Raw genomic sequence first — 21,114 nt, forward strand, 5'->3', positions numbered from 1 at the left:
ACGCCAGCAAACAGTCTCGCACCGCCTTGTCGGGCTTGCTCGCCCCCTCGCCTACCAGGCCAAAGGGACAAACCTGCCACTGCGGGACCGCCCTTGTCTGATCGAATCAGTCCAGACGGCCCCACCAGTCACTCTCTCGGTCATGCGCCGCTGAATCAGGCCTGACCGCTTTCGTCTTCGATCTTGACCTTCTGACGCAGACGGATGTTCAGCTCCTTGAGCTGCTCACCGCTGACCACACCCGGGGCGTCAGTCATCATGCAGCCGGCGCTCTGGGTTTTCGGGAAGGCAATCACTTCACGAATGGTCTTGGCGCCGGTCATCAGCATCACCAGACGGTCGAGACCGAAGGCCAGACCACCATGGGGCGGCGCGCCGAACTTCAGGGCGTCGAGCAGGAAGCCGAACTTCTCTTCCGCTTCTTCTTCACCGATGCCCAGCACTTCGAACACGGTACGCTGCATGGCCTGATCGTGGATACGGATGGAGCCGCCACCCAGCTCGGTGCCGTTGATGACCATGTCGTAGGCGCGAGACAGTGCCGCTTCCGGGTTGGCCTTGAGCTCTTCCGGCGTGCAGGACGGCGCGGTGAACGGGTGGTGCAGCGCGCTCAGGCGGCCGTTGGCATCGGCTTCGAACATCGGGAAGTCGACGACCCACAGCGGCGCCCACTCGCGGGTGTAGAGGTTGAGGTCTTCACCCAGCTTGACGCGCAGCGCACCGATGGCCTCGGCCACGATGTTGGCCTTGTCAGCGCCGAAGAACACGATGTCGCCGTCGACGGCGCCACAGCGGTCCAGCACTTCATCCACGACGTCTTCCATGAACTTGACGATCGGCGACTGCAGACCCTCGATGCCCTTGGCACGTTCGTTGACCTTGATCCACGCAAGGCCCTTGGCACCGTAGATGCCGACGAACTTGGTGTAGGCGTCGATTTCCTTGCGTGACAGGCTGGCACCGCCCGGCACACGCAGTGCGGCGACACGGCCCTTGTCGTCCTTGGCCGGACCGGAGAAGACCTTGAAGTCCACGCCGCTCATCAGGTCATCGACATCGACCAGTTCCAGCGGGATACGCAGGTCCGGCTTGTCGGAACCGAAGCGGCTGATGGCCTCGGAGTACGGCATGGTCGGGAAGTCGCCCAGCTCGACATCGAGCACTTCCTTGTAGAGGCCACGGATCATGGTCTCGGTCATGCCCATGATGTCCTGCTCGTCGACGAAGCTGGCTTCGAGGTCGATCTGGGTGAACTCCGGCTGACGGTCAGCACGCAGGTCTTCATCACGGAAGCATTTGGCGATCTGGTAGTAACGATCGACACCGGCGACCATCAGCAGCTGCTTGAACAGCTGGGGAGACTGCGGCAGTGCGAAGAAGCTGCCGGCGTAGGTGCGGCTCGGCACCAGATAGTCACGTGCGCCTTCCGGCGTGGCACGCGTCAGGATCGGGGTTTCGATGTCGAGGAAGCCCAGGGCTTCGAGCTGGGCGCGCACGCTGTGAGTGATGCGCGAGCGCAGACGCAGCTTCTCGATCATGTCGGGACGACGCAGGTCGACATAACGATACTTGAGGCGAACTTCCTCACCGACCTTGTTGTGGTCGTCGAGCTGGAACGGCGGCGTCTGTGCGGTGTTGAGCACTTCGACGTCCTTGGCCAGCACTTCGATCATGCCTGTCGGCATGTTCGGGTTCTGGGTGCCTTCCGGGCGCAGACGGATACGGCCCTTGATACGCAGCACGAACTCGCTGCGCGCCTTGTCGGCAGTGGCGAAGGCATCGACGGTGTCCGGATCGACGACGATCTGGGCGATGCCATCACGGTCGCGCATGTCGAGGAAGATGACGCCACCGTGGTCGCGACGGCGGTGCACCCACCCGCACAGAGTGACATCCTGATCGATCAGGGTCTCGTTCAGTTTGCCGCAATAGTGGCTGCGCATGTTGATTCCTTGTTGCTCAAATTCATGATCGACGCGCTGATGCGCATCTGTCTCAGAGGGCCTGCCGTTGGCGATGAGGGGCAAGGGTACCCGCTGGGCGCCCCTGACCCTCATCACGCTGATGCCTGACGCACTATCCCAGCTGTGTCAGGCGGTGCTGTCGCTACCACCGGCCAGATTCTTCTTGCTGCCGGACTTGAAATCCGTCTCGTACCAGCCACTGCCTGCCAGACGGAACCCGGCGGCGGAGACCAGCTTCTCGAGCTGGTCCGTCTTGCATTCCGGGCACTCCGTCAGCGGCGCAGCGCTGATCTTCTGCAACTTGTCCATCCGATGGCCACAGGCCTTGCAGTGGTATTCATAGATCGGCATGGTTTTCTTTCCTGACAATACTGGTCACGGGGCTGTCTGAGCACCATGAACCATGACAATGTTATGCCTTGCGGCGCGTCTTGCGTTCAGCGCACCTGCGGCCCCAACATGAGAGCTTTCGCAAGCACCAGCAAGAGACGCCTACAATAAGGCCAGTTGAGCGGCTTTCAAGTCAAAGCGAAAGGGGCACATTATAGCGTGCTCGGCCCCGTGCGGGGCAACACCCAAGCACAAACCGGCCCAGACGCTACGCACTCGTCATTTCCGGGCCAGCCTTTCTGTCTTCCTATCTATCTTCCTACGCCATCATGAGGCACCTATGTCCGATCACGATCGTACTGCGCAGTCTCCCTCTCATTCTTCCACGCCCGCTTCCTCTCACTGCGAGCCTGCCTCGTCCACCGGCGCCCCGCAGGCCGTCATGCTCGATGCCGGCTCCGTCGGTGACGGGCTGGACTTCTCGCGTCTCGAGGCCCGCCTGGAAGGATTGGTCTGTCATGACGCGACCGCGCCCGAGGAAGTGGTGCCACGGCTGAGCGGTGCCTCCATCGTGCTGGTCAACAAGGTACGCATCGAGGCGCACCACTTGGATGAGTTGCCGACCCTCAAGCTGATCGCGGTGATGGCGACCGGCACCAACAATATCGACATGGCGGCCGCCGAAGCACGCGGCATTCGAGTCATGAACGTCAATGCCTATGGCACTCACTCGGTGGCGCAGCACACCTGGATGCTGCTGCTGGCACTGGCAGGCCGCCTGCCGGAATACCAGACCGACATCGCCGCGGGCGAGTGGCAACGCAGCGCGACCTTCTGCCTGATGGGACGCCCCGTGGTGCAGCTGTCCGGCAAGCATCTGGTCATCATCGGCAAGGGAGAGCTGGGCACTGCGGTGGGCAGGCTGGCCGAGGCGTTCGGCATGCGCGTGACCTTTGCCGCCCGTCCGGGCACCGCCCCCACCGCCGAGCGCCCCGCGCTGGAAAGCCTGCTGCCCCAGGCTGACGCCATCAGTCTGCACTGCCCGCTGACCCCAGAGACGCAGCATCTGATCGATGAGCAGGCGCTCGCCGCCATGAAGCCCGGTGCACTGCTGGTCAATTGCGCCCGCGGGGGCATCATCGACGAGGATGCAGCGCTGGAGGCACTGGCCACCGGACAACTCGGCGGCCTGGCGGTGGATAGCCTGCCGGAGGAGCCGCCACGTGAAGGCCACTCGCTGCTCTCGGCCCTGGAAAGCCAGCACCATTCGGCGAGTGCGCCCTTGAACCTGATCGTCACGCCGCACAATGCCTGGATCAGCCAGGAGGCGCGCCAGAACATGCTCGATCTCAGTCTGGCCAATATCGAGACATTCCTGAGCGAACACGCCTGACACGGCCTCAACCTCGCGGTGACAGCCACTGACGCCGAGTGGCAGGAGTGATCGGCACGTCACGAAAAAAGCCCCCGAACCGGCATATGCGCCGAGTCGGGGGCTTTTTATGAGTGGCCTGGCGTCAGCGGATGCGGATATGCATGCCCGCCGCCTTGAGGGCGTTGCCTTCAGCGTCCCACGACACCACACGACCGCGTGAGCTCAACAATACCCACCGGGTGCCGCTCGCTCGCTCGCCGTCCTCATGCTCACCGTCATCGTCAGCGCTCAGGCTCCGCTGTTGCAGGAACTTGTCGCCAGCCTTGCCTGTGGCGTCCGCCATGCCTGCCTCGTTCATTCCCATCGCCTCGATCTGCTGAAGGTCCTCTTCCTGTGGCGCACGCATGCGATATTGGCACTCACAGCTTTCGCCGTAAGTATTGATGACCTGATGCCTGAGCACATGTACCTGCTCAAGGTCATCCGGGTGGATCAAGCGATCGAAGTCCATTTCGCGCATCGCCAACGGCTCGTGTCCCGAAGCGCCGAGCATCTTCCAGAGATTGGGATGGATGCGCACGATGCGCTCAGGAATATCCATTTCCCACAGGCTATCGCCACTGGCTTCAAGAGAATCCAGCAAGCGACGTTCACTGGACTGCAACTCCTTCTGGGTCTGGCGCAGACGCTGATACATCTCTTCGGCGGTGGCGTTGGCATCATCCAGCTCGACGATACCACTGCCGCCCGCCGATTCGACTTCCGCGCCCATGCCGATGCGATGCAGTCGTTCACGCAGCTCGGCCAGCGGCACCGAAAGGCGACGGCTGATATGGTGCGTGCGCCAGCTCATGAGAATGAAGAAGGTGAAATAGAACAGGATCAGGCCACCGACCAGCGCCATGCCGACCAGCTGGAAGTTGCGCCCGATCTCGGCGGTACGAAAGAAGACGGCACTCTCCTCGACCATGCTCAACATGATCCAGCCATTGCCCGGCAAGCGCTCCCACGCCACCTTGTAGGGCGCTCCCGCCACATTGACGCTCTCCAGGCCACGCCGCTGCTCGAGGATACGGGGCGCGAGTCTCTTGAAGACGTCATGACCTTTCAGCTCCAGCTGGGCGGGCCGAATGACATCCTCTTCCTGGAGGTCATTGGCATCGGGAATCTCCAGCGGCAGCAGCGACAGCAACTGCTCACCGGCCCGCGGGACGGCGAGTGAGCGCCCCTCGGCATCGAACAGCATCGCGAAGCCTTGCCAGGGCAGCTCCATCGCCAGCACCTGATTGACGATCACGTCCAGGGTCATGTCGACGCCGGCGACGCCGAGAAACTCGCCTTGCTCAGAATAGTAGGGACTGACGGCCGACGTCATCCAGCCATTGCCGGCCGGGTCTTCGTAGATGTCGGTCCAGATGGTGTTTCGCGAGGGATTTGCCTCTGGCGCGGCCAGATAGAAGAAGGAGAAGTCACGACAGTCGTGGTCGGCTGGCACCAGCGAGGCCAGATCGACATAGGGGAAGAGGCGGACATAGCAGTCGGCTATCGTGACGAAGGACTGCACCACGGCCGAGTGCGAGGACACGACACTGCGCATGATCGGGTCGACCGCCGTCATGCGCAGCGCCATGGGAATGTCCTGCTCAACGCCTGGCAAGGCGGGATAGAAGCCACTGCCCTGATTGTCCGCCGTCTGCTGACTGGCCCAGACACCGCTGGGCAGGCTTGCGTGACGGGCAACCTCGCGCGCCGCCACCCCGGTACCGGTGTCGCCCATGGCCAGTTCGCCTGCCTGGGCACCAAGCCCGCGCGACAGGTTCTGGACATGCTCCAGTTGCTGGCTGAGTGACTTGGCCTCCCGCAGCATCGCCAGATTGAGCTCACTGCTCGACTGGGATTGCAGGTAATTGAGGTTGGCATCACGAATCTCGTCATTGGACACGAAATACACCGCCACCAGGGCGGTCTCGACCAACAGCAACGGAATCATGGTACTGGTGAAGAGCGCTCGCCAGACCCACTTCTTGATCGTGACGGCGGGTTGCTTCGACTCCGACATGGGCGGCTATCCTGAATCCAGCGAGATGACAGGAAGTATGCACTTTCTCTTGCGTTCCAAGAGGCTGATTGCTTCAACGCTTAAACATGACCTTTAGGTCAGACCTTGGTGATACGACTGGGGACAGGCGGCCAAGGCTTTGCTAGGATGCTCGACCCCAAGGAGGCTGCATGCTTTACAACTACGGTTCTATCAATATCGATCACGTCTATCGGGTACCTCACCTGGTACGACCGGGTGAAACCCTGGCGAGTCTCTCCTACCGTCAGGTACTGGGTGGCAAGGGTGCCAACCAGTCGCTCGCGCTTGCGCGCGCCGGAGGCGACGTCACGCACTGGGGCCGCCTTGGCAACAGTGATCGCTGGGCACTTGAGCCGCTGGAAAGCGCCGGTGTCATCACCTCGCAGGTCGAGCTGAGCGCCAGCGCCAGTGGCCACGCCATCATCCAGGTGGACGACCACGCCGAGAACAGCATCATTCTGCATCCGGGCGCCAACCACGGTTTCACCGACGAGCATCTCGCGACGCTGTTCTCTGGCGTGACGCAGGGAGATTGGCTGCTGCTGCAAAATGAGTGCAACGCACTGGGCAAGGTCATCGAGCTGGCACATGCCAAGGGCATGAAAATCGCGTTCAATCCGGCCCCGATGGGTGCTGACGTCCTGCGCCTGCCGTTGGAGCATTGCCAGGTGCTGTTCCTCAATCGCGGTGAAGCGGCACAGCTGGTCGAGCTGGAAGAAAGCGCGCCTGTCGCCACCCTGCTCGCCGCGCTTCACACACGCCTTCCCGACACCGAAGTGGTGATGACCCTGGGCAGTGAAGGCGTCTGCTACCAGCTGGGGGAACAGCGCATCCAGCTGCCGGCGCACCGCGTCAATGCCGTGGACACCACCGCGGCGGGCGACACCTTCATCGGCTATTACCTGGCAAGCCAGATCGAAGGCCAGAGCATCGAGGAAAGCCTGCGTCGTGCCAGCACTGCCTCTGCCCTGTGCGTGAGCCGCGAAGGCGCAGCGCCGAGCATTCCGCTGGCCAGTGATGTCGCCGCTGCCCTGGCCGAATGGCCGACGCTCGACGTCCTGAGCAACTGAACAACTGAGCTACCTGCACGGGACACCACCACGTGTCCCGTGCAGTGCCCGTGTCACCTCATGGGCGCCCTGTTGGCGTAACGCCCTCTATTGCAGGTCACTTCTTTCACGAGGTCAGCATGAAAACACCGATTATCTTTGATACCGATCCGGGCGTGGATGATGCCCAGGCGATTGCCATCTGTCTGGCGCATCCGGACATCGAATTCCTCGGCATGACCACCACCTTCGGCAACGTCACCATCGAGACGGCCACCTCCAACGCCCTGCTGCTGGGCGAACTGGCGGGTCAGGAGATTCCGGTCGCCCAGGGCGCTGCCCAGCCTCTGGTCAAGGACAAGTTCCCGGCGCCGGCGCACATCCACGGTGCCAATGGCCTGGGCAACATGGAGATCCCGGAGCCCAAGGGCAAGGCGCTGTCCATCAGCGCACCGCAGTTCATCGTCGAGCAGGTCAATGCGCGTCCTGGCGAGATCACCCTCGTCGCCGTCGGCCCGCTGGGCAATCTGGCCACCGCACTGCAGCTGGACCCAAGCATCATCAGCAAGGTCAAGCAGGTCGTCATCATGGGCGGTTCCATCCGTGAAGGCGGCAACGTCTCACCGGTCGCCGAAGCCAACATCTTCAATGACCCGCATGCCGCCGCCAAGGTGCTGACTGCCGGCTGGCCGCTGACCATGGTCGGTCTCGATGCGACGCACCGCTGCGTGCTGTCTCCGGCCCATGTCGAGCGCATCCGCGTCGCGCAAGGCGCACTCGGCGAAGTGCTGTCCGGCAGCTATCAGTTCTACAAGGCCTTCTATCAGGAAGCGCGCGGCATCGATGGTTGCTGCCCGCACGACAGCTGCGCCCTCGCCTGGCTGATGAAGCCGGAGCTATTCACCACCGAGCGCGGCCACCTGAATGTCGAAGTCGAAGGCCTGGCCGAAGGTCAGACTCTGTTCGCCCCTGAGGGTCGCGAATTCCTCGGCAATCAGTGGTCCCAGACGCCGCTGGTCGACGTCTGCGTCAATGCCCAGGGCGACAAGGTCGTGGAGTGGATCACCGACGTACTGACCGCCAAGGCGTCCTGATCCGGCGCCCGGCAGGCCCGCCTGGGCCTGCCATCGGCCTTGCCACAAACCGAGACAACGCCCGTCAGCGTCATTGCTGGCGGGCGTTGTCTCGGTTTGTGCATTCGCGCTTGTTCACTTTCCCCTTTCCTTCCTCCGTTCCCTCTTCTCCTCTTTGGCGTCTCTCCTTTACCGCAACGACCTCCCCATGCCCCCAAAGACCGAGAAGTTGCTTGATTATCAAGGCTCCCTTACAAAGATAACGGGATAAACTTTTGACTAATCCTTACCAGACGAGAGTGAATGGCGAGCCGTTCGGCGCATGCACATAATCTGATACGCTAGCGGAACCTCACTGGGCAAGCGCCTCATACGCCGCCCCATCCTGCCTGCCACGGAGCTCATCATGCCTTCGACGACAACGTTGCCCTCTGCACCCGCTGCAACGCTTCGCACTCAGGATTCTCCCGCGATCGCCGACACCCAGTACGACTGCCTGGTCTTCATCGGTCGCTTCCAGCCCATGCACCATGGCCATGTTGCCGTGATGGAAGAGGCCCTGCGCCTCGCGCGGCAGGTCATCGTGCTGGTCGGCTCTGCCTGGCAGGCACGTTCACTGCGCAACCCGTTCACCTTCTCTGAACGCACGCGCATGATCCGCAGTTGCTTTTACGATGCCGACAATGCGCGCCTGGAAATCGTGCCGTTGCTGGATGCCCTCTACAACGACGATGTCTGGGTGCGTGATGTGCAGCGCAAGGTACGCGATATCGCGCGTCCGCAGGCCAACCGGATGCCGAGAATCGCGCTGATCGGTGCCAATCGGCGTGACAGCAACAGCCAGTCAAGCTACTACCTGAGCCTCTTCCCGCAGTGGGAGTCGGTGGCGGTGCCACTGCGCGAGGGGATGGAGGCCAGCCGTATTCGTGAGGTCATCTTCACCGAGCGTGCCCGCGCCGAGGATTGGCTGGACAACGAGGGACTGGAGCTGCTGCCACCGCCGGTGGCTCAGCATCTGCATGGCTTCCTGGATGAGACCGCGTGGCAAGGGCTGGTCGAGGAACATCGCCTGCTGGAGCAATATCGCGCCGCCTGGAGCGATGCGCCCTACCCGCCACTGTTCATCACGGTCAACGCCGTGGTGGTGCAGTCCGGCCATGTGCTGCTCACCACGCGGCGCGCGGCACCCGGCAAGGGGCTTTACGCCCTGCCTGGCGGCTTCGTGCAACCCCAGGAGCGCCTGCTGGATGCCTGCCTGCGTGAGCTCAAGGAGCGTGTGCGCCTCAAGGTGCCGGAACCTGTTCTGCGTGGCTCTCTGCGCGGTCAGCGTCTGTTTGACGCGCCGCATCGCAGCTGGCGCGGACGCACCCTGGCAGAGGCCTTCTACTTCGCCCTGCGACCGGAGCAGCAGCTTCCCAAACTCAGAAGCGGCGGCGAGAACGAGGAGCAGGCACGCTGGGTCGCGCTGGCGGATCTGGAGCCCGACACCCTCTTCGAGGACCACTTCTTCATCATTCAGAATTTCCTCGGCCTGCATGCAGGCCAAAGCAGTTTCTGACTTCCCGGAACGGCCTATGCAGGCGCGCACACTTCCCTGCATCAGCACAACGAAAACGGCAGCCCCGCGGGGCTGCCGTTTTCGTCAGAAGACACCTGGCTTTCTTTTGTCTTCGCCTTTGACTTTGCCTGCAACACTCAGGCTCAGGCTTCGAGGAAATCTCGCGGCAGATTCATCAGCTGCTTCCACAGCTTGTCGATGCCGGGCTTGTGGACCAGCGAACACCGATAGAGACGAATCTCCAGCGGGATATCCCACGCCTCGTTGCCCGCGCGCACCAGCTTGCCGCTTTCCAGCTCATCGCGAATGCAGAAATCCGGAATCCACGCCATGCCGACGCCCTGCAAGGCCATGCCCTTGAGACCCTCGGCCATCGCCATCTCATAGACGGTGCGCAGGCGCAGGCGCAGCGGATCATTCTTGAGCAGCATCTTCACGCTGCGGCCCAGAAATGCGCCCTGGGTATAGGACAGCAGGGGAATCGCATCCTGGCTGGTCTCGCTCTGCCCGGTCAGCGGGAAGCGGGGCTCGCCATTCTCCAACGGCACGCACACCGGCAGCATGTTGACCTTGGCGACCGAGAAGGACGGGAAGGCCTCGGCGTCCAGCTGCATGCTGGCGTAAGGGTCATAATAGGCGAGCATCAAGTCGCAGTTGCCTTCGCGCAGCGAGTGAATGGCGTCGCCGACATTCATCGCGGACAGGCGTGTCGGCAACTCCCCCAGGCCCTGCTGGAGACGCGAGATCCACTTGGGGAAGAAGGCCAGAGCCAGCGAATGCGCGGCCGCGATATCCAGGGTCTCGTTGGCCATGCCCAGCCCGCGCAGGTGGGCGAGACACTCTGACAGCTGCTCTGTCAGGTTGCGCGCGGTGACCAGGAACAGCTGGCCCTCCGGCGTTAGACTGACCGGGGTCGTCGAGCGGTCGACCAGCGTAGTGCCCACGGCCTGTTCAAGCGCACGGATGCGGCGACTGAACGCAGGCTGGGTAACGTGTCGCAGGCGAGCCGAGGTGGAGAAGCTGCGGGTATTGGACAGCGCAACGAAATCTTCCAACCACTTAGTTTCCAGGTTCACCCGAACTCCCAAAAATGTCGAACATGCCCAAGCGAGGCTTGCCTGGCCGGTCATGCAGGGTCTTGTCATGGAGAATGGTGCGTCGCGGCGCACCACCACCTTCGTCTTATGCGTTTGACGTATACGGCAGCGTTGAATGGCATTGGCCGCCGAGGGGCTGCGCTGGTTACCCTTGTCCACCTAGCCGCCATTCAAGCGCCACAGTGTACTTCAGCCAGGAGTTCCGCCCAAGTGAACCATCTCTCGGAAACCCCCATCGCAGCCAATGCCACCCCGGCAACTTCCACGCCGGCCGACCTGAGCCATGCCGAGCGTGAGGCACTGGCCAACGGCTTCCGACTTGAAAAGGATCTCCTCGGGCGCGAGCCGGTGCCGGCTGATGCCTACTACGGTGTGCAGACCCAGCGCGCGCTGAACAACTTCCACCTCTCCGGCGTGCCGTTGTCGCACTTCCCGCGTCTCGTCGAAGGGCTCGCGCTGGTCAAGGCCGCCGCCGCCGAAGCCAACCATGCGCTGGGCTATCTCGAGACACGCGAGCATGATGCCATCCAGCACGCCTGTGCGCGTCTGATGAATGGCGATCATCACGATCAGTTCGTGGTCGACATGATCCAGGGCGGCGCCGGCACCTCGACCAACATGAATGCCAACGAAGTGATCGCCAATCTGGGCCTGGAATTCCTCGGCTACGAGAAAGGCGAATACCAGCAGCTGCACCCCAACAATCACGTCAACATGGCGCAGTCCACCAACGACGCCTACCCGACCGCCATCCGTGTCGGCCTGCTGCGCAGCCACTCGGTGCTGGTGGATGCGCTGAGCGAACTGGCCAACGCCTTCGCCAGCAAGGCGCTGGAATTCGATGACGTGGTCAAGATGGGTCGCACCCAGCTGCAGGACGCGGTGCCGATGACGCTGGGCCAGGAATTCCGCGCCTTCGCCAACACTCTGCGCGAAGACGTCGAGCGCATCGCCAACCTCAATGAGTTGCTCAAGGAGGTCAATCTGGGCGGGACCGCGATCGGTACCGGCATCAATGCTGACCCGCGCTACAGCGCACTGGCGATCGAGGCTCTGGCGCGTCGTTCCGGCATCGACTTCCGCCCGGCGTCGGACCTGGTCGAGGCCACCAGCGACATGGGTGCCTTCGTGCTCTTCCACGGCATGCTCAAGCGCCTGGCGGTCAAGCTATCCAAGATCTGCAACGACCTGCGCCTGCTGTCCTCAGGCCCGCGCACCGGCTTCAACGAGATCAACCTGCCGCCTCAGCAGCCGGGTAGCTCGATCATGCCGGGCAAGGTCAACCCGGTGATTCCGGAAGCCGTCAATCAGGTCGCCTTCGATGTCATCGGCAACGACACCGCGCTGACCATGGCGGCGGAAGCCGGCCAGCTGCAGCTCAACGTGATGGAACCGCTGATCGCCTACAAGCTGCTCGACTCCATCCGCCAGCTGAGCCGTGCCATGACCATGCTCAAGAATCGCTGCGTGATCGGCATCACCGCCAACCGTGATCGCTGCGCCGAGCTGGTCAACAATTCCATCGGCCTGATCACCGCGCTCAACCCGTATATCGGCTATGACAATGCCACCCGCATCGCCAAGGAAGCCCTGGTCAGCGGTCGCAGCGTGCTGGAACTGGTACGCGAGGAAGGCCTGCTGGACGAAGCGCGCTTGGAGGCACTGCTGTCCCCGCAGGCCATGACGCGCCCGCGTCAGATGAAGGACTGACCCTTCAGCGAGAGTCTGCTCGCTTGCCGCATCAACCTGTTGTCACATGCGACAGCGCCGCACCAGAAAGCCTCTGGTGCGGCGCTGTCGTATCAAGGCCATGAGTCAGACGACTTTACCGACTTCGGGCATCACGCTTACTGCTGTGCGCTGGACTGTGAGATTACATCATCACGATGCGCGGCAAAGTATTTGCGTGCACGCTCAGCTTCTTCCACGGTGGGTGTATAGGTCGTCCATTCTCCGCCCTTCTCATCACGATAACGCACGACTCCCTCGTCATGGTCGATTTCATAGTAAGGGTGGACTTCACGCAGATTGAAGAATGCGGCGGGGGCAAAGAACAGGATATCTAGCGCCAGATAACCGCCATTGAACTTCAGCGGCAGAATGCCATACATGGGCATCTTGTTGTCATCCACTACTTCAAACTCGTAATTTCCGAAGCTGGTAGTGGGTAGCGTTTCTTGAACGGTAGACTGATCTCTGGAGACATCTTTCAAGTTGATTCGCGCCGTCTCTGACGGGCTGCTGATCGTCGTATGCGCGCTACATCCTGCCAGCAGCGCCAGAATAGCCAGACCACCTGAGGCTTGACGCAATTTCCGGGTGAGAGGTCGAGACATGAGTACGTTCCCTGTAGGTTATCGATTTTTATCGATCTGATTATTGAGTTCAGCAAGATCAGCAATGATCACGCGACGTGACACTAACACGAATCACGATAATCACGGTTATATAAATCGGCATCACTATGCGACTGCCATCCAAGGCAAACTCCTTTTCACACCGCGCGCGGGTCCCGTGGATAGAAGCGTTCGGGTTGCGCCTCGATATGATCGAAATGCTTGGTGTTCTTGTAGGGCATCTTCATGAAGCCGGATATTCCCAGCCCGGAGATCAATGGCACGGCATCGAGAATCTCCGCCAGCAGACGCGCGAATTCCTGCTCGCGCGAGGGGTCCAGCAGTCGGTAATAACTGTGAATCTTGAGGTGGTGTGGCAGGGCTTCGAAGATCAGCATGCCGGTGTGATGGATGGCATTGAGTGACTCCAGTACCTTCAATATCTTCTCGGGCAGCACCAGCAGTTCCTCAGGGTCCGGGCCGTCCTCGAAGTAGGAGTGCACACGCGAGTCATCCTCAAGCTCCGGCACCGCGCTGACCTCATAGCTCAAGCGAGGTATGGCCTCCCCGTCTGCCGTCGGTGCAAAGACGAAGGCGGCCTCCGGGTCTTCCCGCTCCAGATGCAGGGTATCGCGAGCATTGAACAGACACGCCTTGAACACGCCCTGGCGATAGATGGCACGCGCCAGAGCGACCATGTTGTTGATCGCGACGACGAAGGCGGCCTTCAGGGAAGGGTCATGCAGGTGCAGCGCAGTATCCACGAAGATGCCCTGTGGCTCCCAGCGAATCGCCAGACCGCCGACGATCGGGTATTTGCCCAGACGACTGACCGCGGCCAGGAAGGCTTTTTCGGTGCCGCCCATGCCTTGCATGAAGTTCTTGTAGTAACGATCCAGCTGGACATCATTGACGGCGTCCAGCGCGTTGCCAGCATGTTCGCCGGTCTCGTCCGCCTCGAAGGCCTCACGCAGGAAGGATTTGCGCGAGGTATAGACGACCGTGTCGATCTCGCGTGTTGCCGGCCTCACCCAGACCGGCAGCAGAGACTGTGCCGCCTCGAGAGGCAATTCCGGCATCACCAGCCGTGCGATCCTGCCCATCTCGCGCAGGAAATAGTCGCCGGCCTGCATGCGCAGCAACGGGTCATCCGCCAGCATGCCATCGAGCAGACGCGCGAATTCTCGGGGCAACCCCAATGACACCGCCGGGATGGCACGCACGCCAAAGCGACACGACTGGCCAGACGCCAGCGCGTAAAGTGTGGCGGCCACGCCCTGCTCATCGAAGCGCGGCGAGGACAGCGCACCATTGAGCTGCTCCTCGCCGATGAAATAGACATCGCCCAGACGCGCATTGGTCTGTTGCAGGTTATCCGACATCAGCTGCATCACGTTGGTGGTGATGAACTGCTGATGCTCATCGAGCTGAGCGAATACCGAACTGCCCCAGTCGATCAATGCCACCTGCTCACGCTCGACATCGAAGACCAGATTCGACGGCTTGATGTCACCATGCACGACCGGTGGCGTACCCGCTCCCGTGGATGACCCGCGCAGTGACTTGAGAATGTCGGCCAGCTGGCTGGCGATCTTGACCACCAGACGCGGCGACATGCGCCCGTGACGCAGCGAATATTCCTCGAGATTGATGCCCGGCGCGCGCTGCATGACCAGAATCGACTGCCGCCGTACCCGCTGATAGCTGACCAGACGCGGTATCAGCGGGTGAGCGACCTGGTCGAGCATGTAGGCCTCTTCCTCCAGGCGGTCCTGCAGTGCCTGGGGCAGGGTCACCCGCGTGAACTTGAAGACGTGCTCTTCACGCGTGCGCCGGTCTTCGCCAGGGCGCCAGCCCGCGAACACGAAACCGTAGGCGCCCTTGCCGACCAGATGGATATCCCGGTAGCCCAGCCCCTCGAGCTGAGCGATGCACAGCGCCACCCAGTCCTTGAGCTTCTTGGCATCATGATGCGAGAGCAGATAGATCGACTGCTCTTCCGGGATATAGAACTGTTGCAGGCGCTCGTGGGCGCGCGCATCACTCATGCAGGATGCTCTCTAGCCGGACCCTGGATCAGACAGCGCCTCATGACAGCGACAGCAGCATTTCGTCAGGGTGCTCGAGATAGTGCTTCCACAGATTGCTGAAGCGCGCGATGGTACCGCCATCGATGATGCGATGATCCCCCGCCCAGGTGATGGTCATGATGTCACGCGCACAGACATTGCCCTCGCCATCGAAGCGCGGCAGACGCTGAGTGCGCCCCAGCGCGACGATGGCGACCTCCGGCTGGTTGATGATCGGCGCGGCATAGGTTCCACCCAGCGCCCCGATATTGGAGATCGACAGGGTGCCGCCCTTAAGGTCCGCCTGGGCAACGCGCCCGCTGCGTGCAGCCTCGGTCAGCCGCCCGACCTCACGCGCGATCTCGAGAATGCTCAGACGCTCGACGCCCTTCACGTTCGGCACCATCAGCCCGCTGGCACTGTCCACCGCCATGCCGATGTTGCAGGCGCCCTGATAGAGAATCTCGCTCTCATCCTCACTGAGGCGCGCATTGAGAATCGGCTCCTCGATGACCGCCAGCGCCATGGCCTTCATGATGAACGGCATCAGGGTCAGGCGAATGCCCTGCTGCTCGGCGCGTACCTTGAGGCGGGCCCGCAACGCCAGCAGATCAGTGATATCGAGCTCATCGCCATAATGGAAATGCGGGATCTGGGTGCTGGCCTGCACCATGCGCCGAGCCATCACCGCCGCGACACCTTTGAGCGGTACCGCTTTCGACTCAAGGCGTGACGATCGCACCTCGTCACTGGCCACGTCACTGGCCACAGCACACGCTTCGGCAGCTGCCTTGTCGGTCTCGGCGGCCGCGCCGACCTTGTGAGAGTCATCAGGTGTCACGTCAGTCTCGTGAGCCTCGGATTGCTTGAGATATGCCAGCACATCTTCCTTCAGCACCCGGCCGTTACGCCCCGAGCCTGCGATGGCCTGGATATCGAGCTGATGCTCACGCAATAGGCGGCGCACGGCAGGGGTCGCGGGTATGCGAGGCCGGCTCTCCTCGTGACACCCGTCTTGCCCACTCTTTTTGTCGCTCTTGTCGTCGCCCTCTTGGCGGTGCTCCGCCAGATACTCTGGCTGAGCCTGCTTGTGTTCAGGCGCGGTGACGTCACTCTCAGTGCTCTCAGCGCTTTCAGCCTCTGCCTCCTCATCAGGCACATAGGCATACAGCGGCGTATGCACTCGGGCATTTTCGCCCTGGGCGTAATGGAAGCGCACGATACGCCCGGGCTCCGAGGCGGTGATCTCGACCAGCGCCTTGTCGGTCATCACATCCACGATCGTCTGGTCTTCTTCCACCGTGTCGCCTTCCGCGACGTGCCAGGTGACCACCTCACATTCGACGATGCCTTCGCCGATATCCGGCAGGATGAAATCACGCGAGCGCCGCTCAAGGGCCGCGGCTGTTGGTGTGGCAGCTGCACCATTGGTGGCTGCCGCCGCGGGTGCTGACGTTGTGGCATCCGACTGACTGCTGGTCGCCTGGCTGGCAGCTGACTGAGTCTGTGCCGTCGAGCGAGCAGGCGCTGCAACCGTCATGACATCGCCGGCGTGGTCATCCTCACGCTCGCCGTGTCCGGTCTTGTCACTATCACTGTCACTGCCATCATCCACCGCAAACAGCGGCGCATGGACACGGGCAATCTCGCCTTCCTGACAGTAAAGCTTGACCACGGTGCCGGCGTGGGGCGCGGGGATTTCCACCAACGCCTTGTCTGTCATGACCTCGGCCACCGGCTGATCTTCCTCGATCACGTCGCCTTCCTTGATCAACCACTTGACCAGCTCGCACTCGACGATGCCTTCGCCGATATCGGGCAGGATGAAATCATTCATGGCGCGCATCACTCCCTGTCATCAGTAATTCAAGCTTTGCTTGATGGCCTCGTAGATCTTGAGCTCGTCCGGCAGATGCTCCTTCTCGAGCACCAGCGGGAACGGCGTATCAAGGCCAGTGACGCGTCGGATCGGCGCCTCGAGATACAAAAAGCAACGCTCCTGCACGGTGGCGGCAATCTCGCTGGCAAAGCCTCCCGTCAGCGGCGCTTCATGACTGACCACCAGACGACCGGTCTTGAGCACCGAGTCACACACCGTCTCGATGTCCCAGGGAAGAATGCTGCGCAGGTCGATGATCTCGCAGTCGATGCCATCCTGCTCGGCGAGCGCGGCGGCCTTCTCGATGACCTCCATCTGAGCGCCCCAGCCGAGCAACGTGATATCGCGGCCTTCACGAATGACGTCGGCCACGCCCAGTGGCAGTTCGTAATCGGCTTCTGGCACCTCGCCCACCGAGGCGCGATAGAGCCGCTTGGGCTCCATGAACAGCACCGGATTGGGATCGCGAATCGCCGCCAGCAAGAGCCCCTTGGCCTGGTGGGGATTGCGTGGCATCACGATCTTGAGGCCCGGGGTATGCGCGAAATAGGCCTCGGGCGACTGGGAGTGATAGAGCCCGCCTGCGATGCCGCCACCATAGGGCGTGCGAATCGTCAGGCCGCCGACATCGAACAGATCACCGGAGCGATAGCGGAACTTGGCCGCCTCGTTCACGATCTGGTCAAAGGCGGGGAAGATGTAGTCGGCGAACTGGATCTCGGCCACCGGCGTCGAGCCCTGCGCCGCCAGCCCGTTGGCGAACCCGATGATGCCCTGCTCGGTGAGTGGCGTATTGAAGCAGCGCTCTCGACCGTATTTATCCTGCAGGTGGCTGGTAGCCCGGAAAACGCCACCGAATACCCCGACGTCCTCCCCGAACAGCACCACACGGGGATTGGCGGCCATGGCGATATCCAGCGCATTGTTGATCGCCTGCAGCATGTTCATCTGCTTCTTGCCCGAGGCCGAGGCTACTGCATCCTTGCTGCCAGTCGCCGCAGACGCTTCTTTCGCAGCTGAACCCACCGCAGCTGAGTCGCTTGTAGCTGAGTCTGTCACTGGTGTTTTCTCCAACGGCTGCTCACTCATCTGCTCGCTCATGATGTCTGGCCTCCATCCACAGGCTGATGGCTCACTACCGGCTGATGGTTCTCAACAGGCTGATGGCTCTGCATGCGCTGCTGACGTGCCTGATACGCCTTGCGACTGTCTTCCAGCTCCTGCGCAGTGAACCCAATGCTGGCGGCGCCCTTGGGATAGGCATGCGGATACTTGCGAATATGCTGTTTCACGTCTTCGAGCTGCTGCGTGAGCAACGGCGTCGGCGTGTCGTAGACATCGCTGATCAGCGTGTCCAGCGCCGGTGGCGCCAGTTTCTCGGCACGCTTCATGGACTCAAGCACTTCGCGACGCAGTTGATCGCCAGTGGCCTTTTCCTCCTCCTCGCTCCACCAGCCTTGCGCTTCCAGCCAGTTGCGCATGCGCAGGATGGGGTCCTTGTCACGCCAGATGGCCTCCTCCTTCTTGCTGCGATACCCGGAGGGGTCATCCGAGGAGGAGTGCGCTGCCAGACGATAGGTCATCGCCTCGATCAATACCGGCTGATTCGTCTCGACCGCGATCTTGCGCGCCGCCAGGGTGGCTTCGTAGACGGCGATCACGTCATTGCCATCCACCCGGATGCTCTGCATGTGATAGCCGAAGGCGCGTGGCGCGATGCCATCGGCAGCGAATTGCTCGCATGACGGGGTGGAAATGGCATAGCCATTGTTGCGACACAGGAAGATGCACGGCACCCGATGCACGGAGGCCATGTTGAGGGCGGCATGGAAATCCCCCTCGGAGGCGGCCCCTTCACCGAAGATGGTGATGGTGCACTGCCCCTTGCCCGCCAGTTTCTGGCCGTAGGCATAGCCGGTCGCCTGGGGAATCTGGGTCGCCAGCGGCGAGGAAATGGTCATGTAGTGCAGGTCACGCGACCCATAGTGGATCGGCATCTGACGGCCCTTGCCGTAGTCGCGCTCGTTGCCGAACATCTGGTTCATGAATTCGTCGCAGCTGAAGCCGCGCCAGGCCAGCGCCCCCTGCTCACGGTATTGCGCCATGATCATGTCATCGTCTTGAAGCGCCGCCGCACTGCCGATCACCGTGGCTTCCTCGCCGGTGCATTGCATGTAGAAGCTCAAGCGCCCCTGGCGCTGGGCGGCCAGCATGCGCTCATCCAGCACCCGGGTGAACAGCATCGTCCGGTAGATCTTGAGCGCCGTGTCGCGGTCGATAGGTGAACTGTCCTGCGACTGGCCTCCCCGGGTATCGTCACTCTGCCCCTGTGGCACATCGACGGGATAAAGGGTGCCGTCCTGACGCAGGCGCTTGAAGATCGGGATGCAGAGTTCATCGCCGGTCATGAAGGCCAGGTGATGCAGCACCGTCGGCCCCTGCGGCGCGATCTGGTCTGCCGTCGGCATGGCGGTCAAGTCATTGAGCTCTGGCTGTGAGCCATCGGGCGGCGCGGTCCCCGGGGATACGGGTCCGCGTGTTGTTGTATCGGACATGCTCAGCGTCCTCTCTTACCGATCAGGCGTTTGAGGGATTACCCAGCCCTCGTGAGGCCGGGCAGGCAATGGCGTACCTTCAGGAATGTCGAACCGGAAGCTGTCGATTCGACGATGACAACAGTGCCTACCATCAGACTAGTGGAAAGTCGCTCTGGCGGCCCAAAAGTTAACGTTAACGTCAAGGTAACGCAAAGACAGACGATATGCCTGCCTGACAACTACTTCTTTGGTGGAACCTTTTGCGGCATGGGCTCATGCGCGTTCGGCATGGAAAGCTGAATTCGCCTGTAAGAACGCTTTTTTGCGACTAAAGGTGCAGAGGGTGAGTGAAGGCTGACTGTTAATCTTCCCGCACCCAAAAAGTGCTTAATGCAGTGCGCAATCGTGACAAGGCATCGAGACGACAGACTCGGGCGCGCCCTGAGCATCATCAGCGATGATCATCGCTAGACACCTAAGGACAGTTCCATGAGTGATTCCTCCCGCCCTAACCTGTGGCGCCGTTTGCCGTTGTGGCAGAAGATCCTGGGCGGCCTCGCCCTGGGGGTACTCGCTGGTGCCCTGATGGGAGAAAGCGCCAGCATGTTCAAGCCGCTGGGCGATATCTTCATCAATGCGATCAAGATGCTGATCGTGCCGCTGGTCTTCAGCACCCTGGTGGTCGGTATCACCTCGATGCGTGACCCGCAGAAGATGGGCCGCATCGGCGGCAAGACCATCGCCCTCTACCTGCTGACGACCGCCTTCGCGATCGCCATCGGCATGCTGGCCTCCAGCATCTTCCAGCCAGGCGCCGGCTTCGAGTTCAACTTCGACAAGGCGATGGAAACCAAGGATGCGCCTTCGCTGGTGCAGATTCTGGTCGACCTGGTGCCGAGCAACCCGATCGATGCGCTGGCCAATGGCAACATCATGCAGATCATCGTCTTCGCCATCGGGATCGGCATCTCGCTGATCATGATCGGCGACAAGGGCGAGCCGGTCGTGCGCGTCTTCGATAGCTTCGCCGAAGTGATGTACAAGCTGACCGAGTTCGTGATGGCCTTCGCGCCGTTCGGTGTCTTCGGCCTGATGGCGCATGTCTCCGGCAACTACGGCCTGGATGTGCTGCTGCCGCTGGCCAAGGTGATCGGCGTGGCCTATCTGGCGAGCATCGTGCACGTGCTGGTGGTCTACTCCGGCCTGCTGGCGACGCTGGGCAAGCTGAACCCGGTGCGCTATCTGCGCGGTATCGTCGATGCACTGGTCGTGGCCTTCTCCTCGGCCTCCAGCTCCGGCACCCTGCCGATCTCCATCCGCTGCGCCCAGAAGAACCTCGGCGTCTCGGAAGGTGTCTCCGGCTTCGTGCTGCCGGTCGGCGCGACCATCAACATGGATGGCACCGCCATCTATCAGGGCGTGGTGGCACTGTTCATCGCCCAGATGACCGGCATCGAGCTGTCGATGATGGATTACGGCATGATCGTACTGACCGGTACGCTGGCCTCCATCGGCACCGCCGGTGTGCCGGGCGCCGGCCTGATCATGCTCTCCATCGTGCTGAGCCAGGTAGGCCTGCCGCTGGAAGCCATCGCGGTGATCGCCGGTATCGACCGTATCCTCGACATGGCGCGTACCACCGTGAATGTCGCGGGCGACCTGATGGTCACCACCCTGGTCGGCAAGTCCGAGAACGAGCTGGACCTCGAGGTCTACAACGCGACCCAGCCCAAGAAGGACGCCTGACGCCAGGCGCAGGCCTTCTCG

Annotated in this window: 15 protein-coding genes and 1 pseudogene; 6 read left to right on the top strand and 10 right to left on the bottom strand. The window is 61.9% G+C overall.

Features of this window, described 5'->3' with window-relative positions; all coding sequences use genetic code 11:
• Nucleotides 1–155: 155 nt before the first annotated feature.
• Both aspS and ACJJV2_RS08430 read right to left on the bottom strand, forming a co-directional pair.
• Entirely contained in the window at nucleotides 156–1,943 is a 1,788-nt protein-coding gene (aspS, locus tag ACJJV2_RS08425) for an aspartate--tRNA ligase (protein ID WP_405279939.1), read from the bottom strand.
• Nucleotides 1,944–2,090: 147 nt separating this feature from the next.
• On the bottom strand, nucleotides 2,091–2,315 hold the full coding sequence (locus tag ACJJV2_RS08430) for an FmdB family zinc ribbon protein (protein ID WP_043333602.1): 225 nt from the start codon (nucleotides 2,313–2,315) through the stop codon (nucleotides 2,091–2,093).
• Nucleotides 2,316–2,634: 319 nt separating this feature from the next.
• On the opposite strand from ACJJV2_RS08430, the gene ACJJV2_RS08435 reads away from it, so the two are divergent.
• Entirely contained in the window at nucleotides 2,635–3,687 is a 1,053-nt protein-coding gene (locus tag ACJJV2_RS08435; protein WP_405279943.1) for a D-2-hydroxyacid dehydrogenase, read from the top strand.
• A gap of 124 nt (nucleotides 3,688–3,811) precedes the next feature.
• Here ACJJV2_RS08435 and ACJJV2_RS08440 read toward each other — a convergent pair whose 3' ends face one another.
• Nucleotides 3,812–5,728 (bottom strand): hypothetical protein, encoded by a 1,917-nt coding sequence (locus tag ACJJV2_RS08440; RefSeq protein ID WP_405279946.1) that lies wholly within the window; start codon nucleotides 5,726–5,728, stop codon nucleotides 3,812–3,814.
• Between the two features lie 170 nt (nucleotides 5,729–5,898).
• Between ACJJV2_RS08440 and ACJJV2_RS08445 the strand changes: the two genes are divergently transcribed.
• From ACJJV2_RS08445 to ACJJV2_RS08455, 3 genes are all read left to right on the top strand, one after another.
• Nucleotides 5,899–6,819 (top strand): ribokinase, encoded by a 921-nt coding sequence (locus tag ACJJV2_RS08445; RefSeq protein WP_054556692.1) that lies wholly within the window; start codon nucleotides 5,899–5,901, stop codon nucleotides 6,817–6,819.
• A 119-nt stretch (nucleotides 6,820–6,938) separates the two neighbouring features.
• Nucleotides 6,939–7,892 carry a nucleoside hydrolase gene (locus tag ACJJV2_RS08450; RefSeq protein WP_131432025.1) on the top strand — a complete coding sequence of 318 codons (954 nt, stop codon included), beginning with the start codon at nucleotides 6,939–6,941 and terminating at the stop codon, nucleotides 7,890–7,892.
• Between the two features lie 385 nt (nucleotides 7,893–8,277).
• The gene (locus ACJJV2_RS08455) at nucleotides 8,278–9,429 is read left to right on the top strand and encodes a bifunctional nicotinamide-nucleotide adenylyltransferase/Nudix hydroxylase (RefSeq protein WP_405279950.1); all 1,152 of its coding nucleotides are present in this window, start codon (nucleotides 8,278–8,280) and stop codon (nucleotides 9,427–9,429) included.
• Nucleotides 9,430–9,572: 143 nt separating this feature from the next.
• Here the strand turns inward: ACJJV2_RS08455 and ACJJV2_RS08460 are convergent, their stop codons facing one another.
• Complete coding sequence (locus tag ACJJV2_RS08460; protein ID WP_054556694.1) at nucleotides 9,573–10,505, bottom strand: LysR substrate-binding domain-containing protein; 933 nt, start codon at nucleotides 10,503–10,505, stop codon at nucleotides 9,573–9,575.
• A gap of 321 nt (nucleotides 10,506–10,826) precedes the next feature.
• Between ACJJV2_RS08460 and ACJJV2_RS08465 the strand changes: the two genes are divergently transcribed.
• Nucleotides 10,827–12,236 (top strand): aspartate ammonia-lyase, encoded by a 1,410-nt coding sequence (locus ACJJV2_RS08465; protein ID WP_405280727.1) that lies wholly within the window; start codon nucleotides 10,827–10,829, stop codon nucleotides 12,234–12,236.
• A gap of 137 nt (nucleotides 12,237–12,373) precedes the next feature.
• Here the strand turns inward: ACJJV2_RS08465 and ACJJV2_RS08470 are convergent, their stop codons facing one another.
• The 6 genes and pseudogenes from ACJJV2_RS08470 to ACJJV2_RS08495 all read right to left on the bottom strand — a co-directional run bounded on the left by ACJJV2_RS08470 (nucleotide 12,374) and on the right by ACJJV2_RS08495 (nucleotide 19,278).
• Nucleotides 12,374–12,862, bottom strand: a complete 489-nt coding sequence (locus tag ACJJV2_RS08470) for a hypothetical protein (protein WP_405279954.1) — start codon at nucleotides 12,860–12,862, stop codon at nucleotides 12,374–12,376.
• Between the two features lie 158 nt (nucleotides 12,863–13,020).
• Nucleotides 13,021–14,910 carry a protein kinase domain-containing protein gene (locus ACJJV2_RS08475; RefSeq protein WP_405279957.1) on the bottom strand — a complete coding sequence of 630 codons (1,890 nt, stop codon included), beginning with the start codon at nucleotides 14,908–14,910 and terminating at the stop codon, nucleotides 13,021–13,023.
• A gap of 40 nt (nucleotides 14,911–14,950) precedes the next feature.
• Nucleotides 14,951–16,303: a 2-oxo acid dehydrogenase subunit E2 gene (locus tag ACJJV2_RS08480; RefSeq protein WP_405280730.1), complete on the bottom strand. Its 1,353-nt coding sequence runs from the start codon at nucleotides 16,301–16,303 to the stop codon at nucleotides 14,951–14,953.
• Between the two features lie 306 nt (nucleotides 16,304–16,609).
• Nucleotides 16,610–16,777: pseudogene (locus tag ACJJV2_RS08485) on the bottom strand (biotin/lipoyl-containing protein); the annotation flags it as partial.
• A gap of 12 nt (nucleotides 16,778–16,789) precedes the next feature.
• Nucleotides 16,790–17,758, bottom strand: a complete 969-nt coding sequence (locus tag ACJJV2_RS08490; protein WP_043333588.1) for an alpha-ketoacid dehydrogenase subunit beta — start codon at nucleotides 17,756–17,758, stop codon at nucleotides 16,790–16,792.
• Nucleotides 17,759–17,907: 149 nt separating this feature from the next.
• On the bottom strand, nucleotides 17,908–19,278 hold the full coding sequence (locus ACJJV2_RS08495; RefSeq protein ID WP_405280733.1) for a thiamine pyrophosphate-dependent dehydrogenase E1 component subunit alpha: 1,371 nt from the start codon (nucleotides 19,276–19,278) through the stop codon (nucleotides 17,908–17,910).
• A 558-nt stretch (nucleotides 19,279–19,836) separates the two neighbouring features.
• On the opposite strand from ACJJV2_RS08495, the gene ACJJV2_RS08500 reads away from it, so the two are divergent.
• Complete coding sequence (locus ACJJV2_RS08500; protein WP_054556697.1) at nucleotides 19,837–21,093, top strand: dicarboxylate/amino acid:cation symporter; 1,257 nt, start codon at nucleotides 19,837–19,839, stop codon at nucleotides 21,091–21,093.
• The last annotated feature ends 21 nt before the right edge of the window (nucleotides 21,094–21,114 follow it).

Source organism: Cobetia sp. Ld8 (assembly GCF_045066615.1).
Classification (GTDB): domain Bacteria; phylum Pseudomonadota; class Gammaproteobacteria; order Pseudomonadales; family Halomonadaceae; genus Cobetia; species Cobetia amphilecti.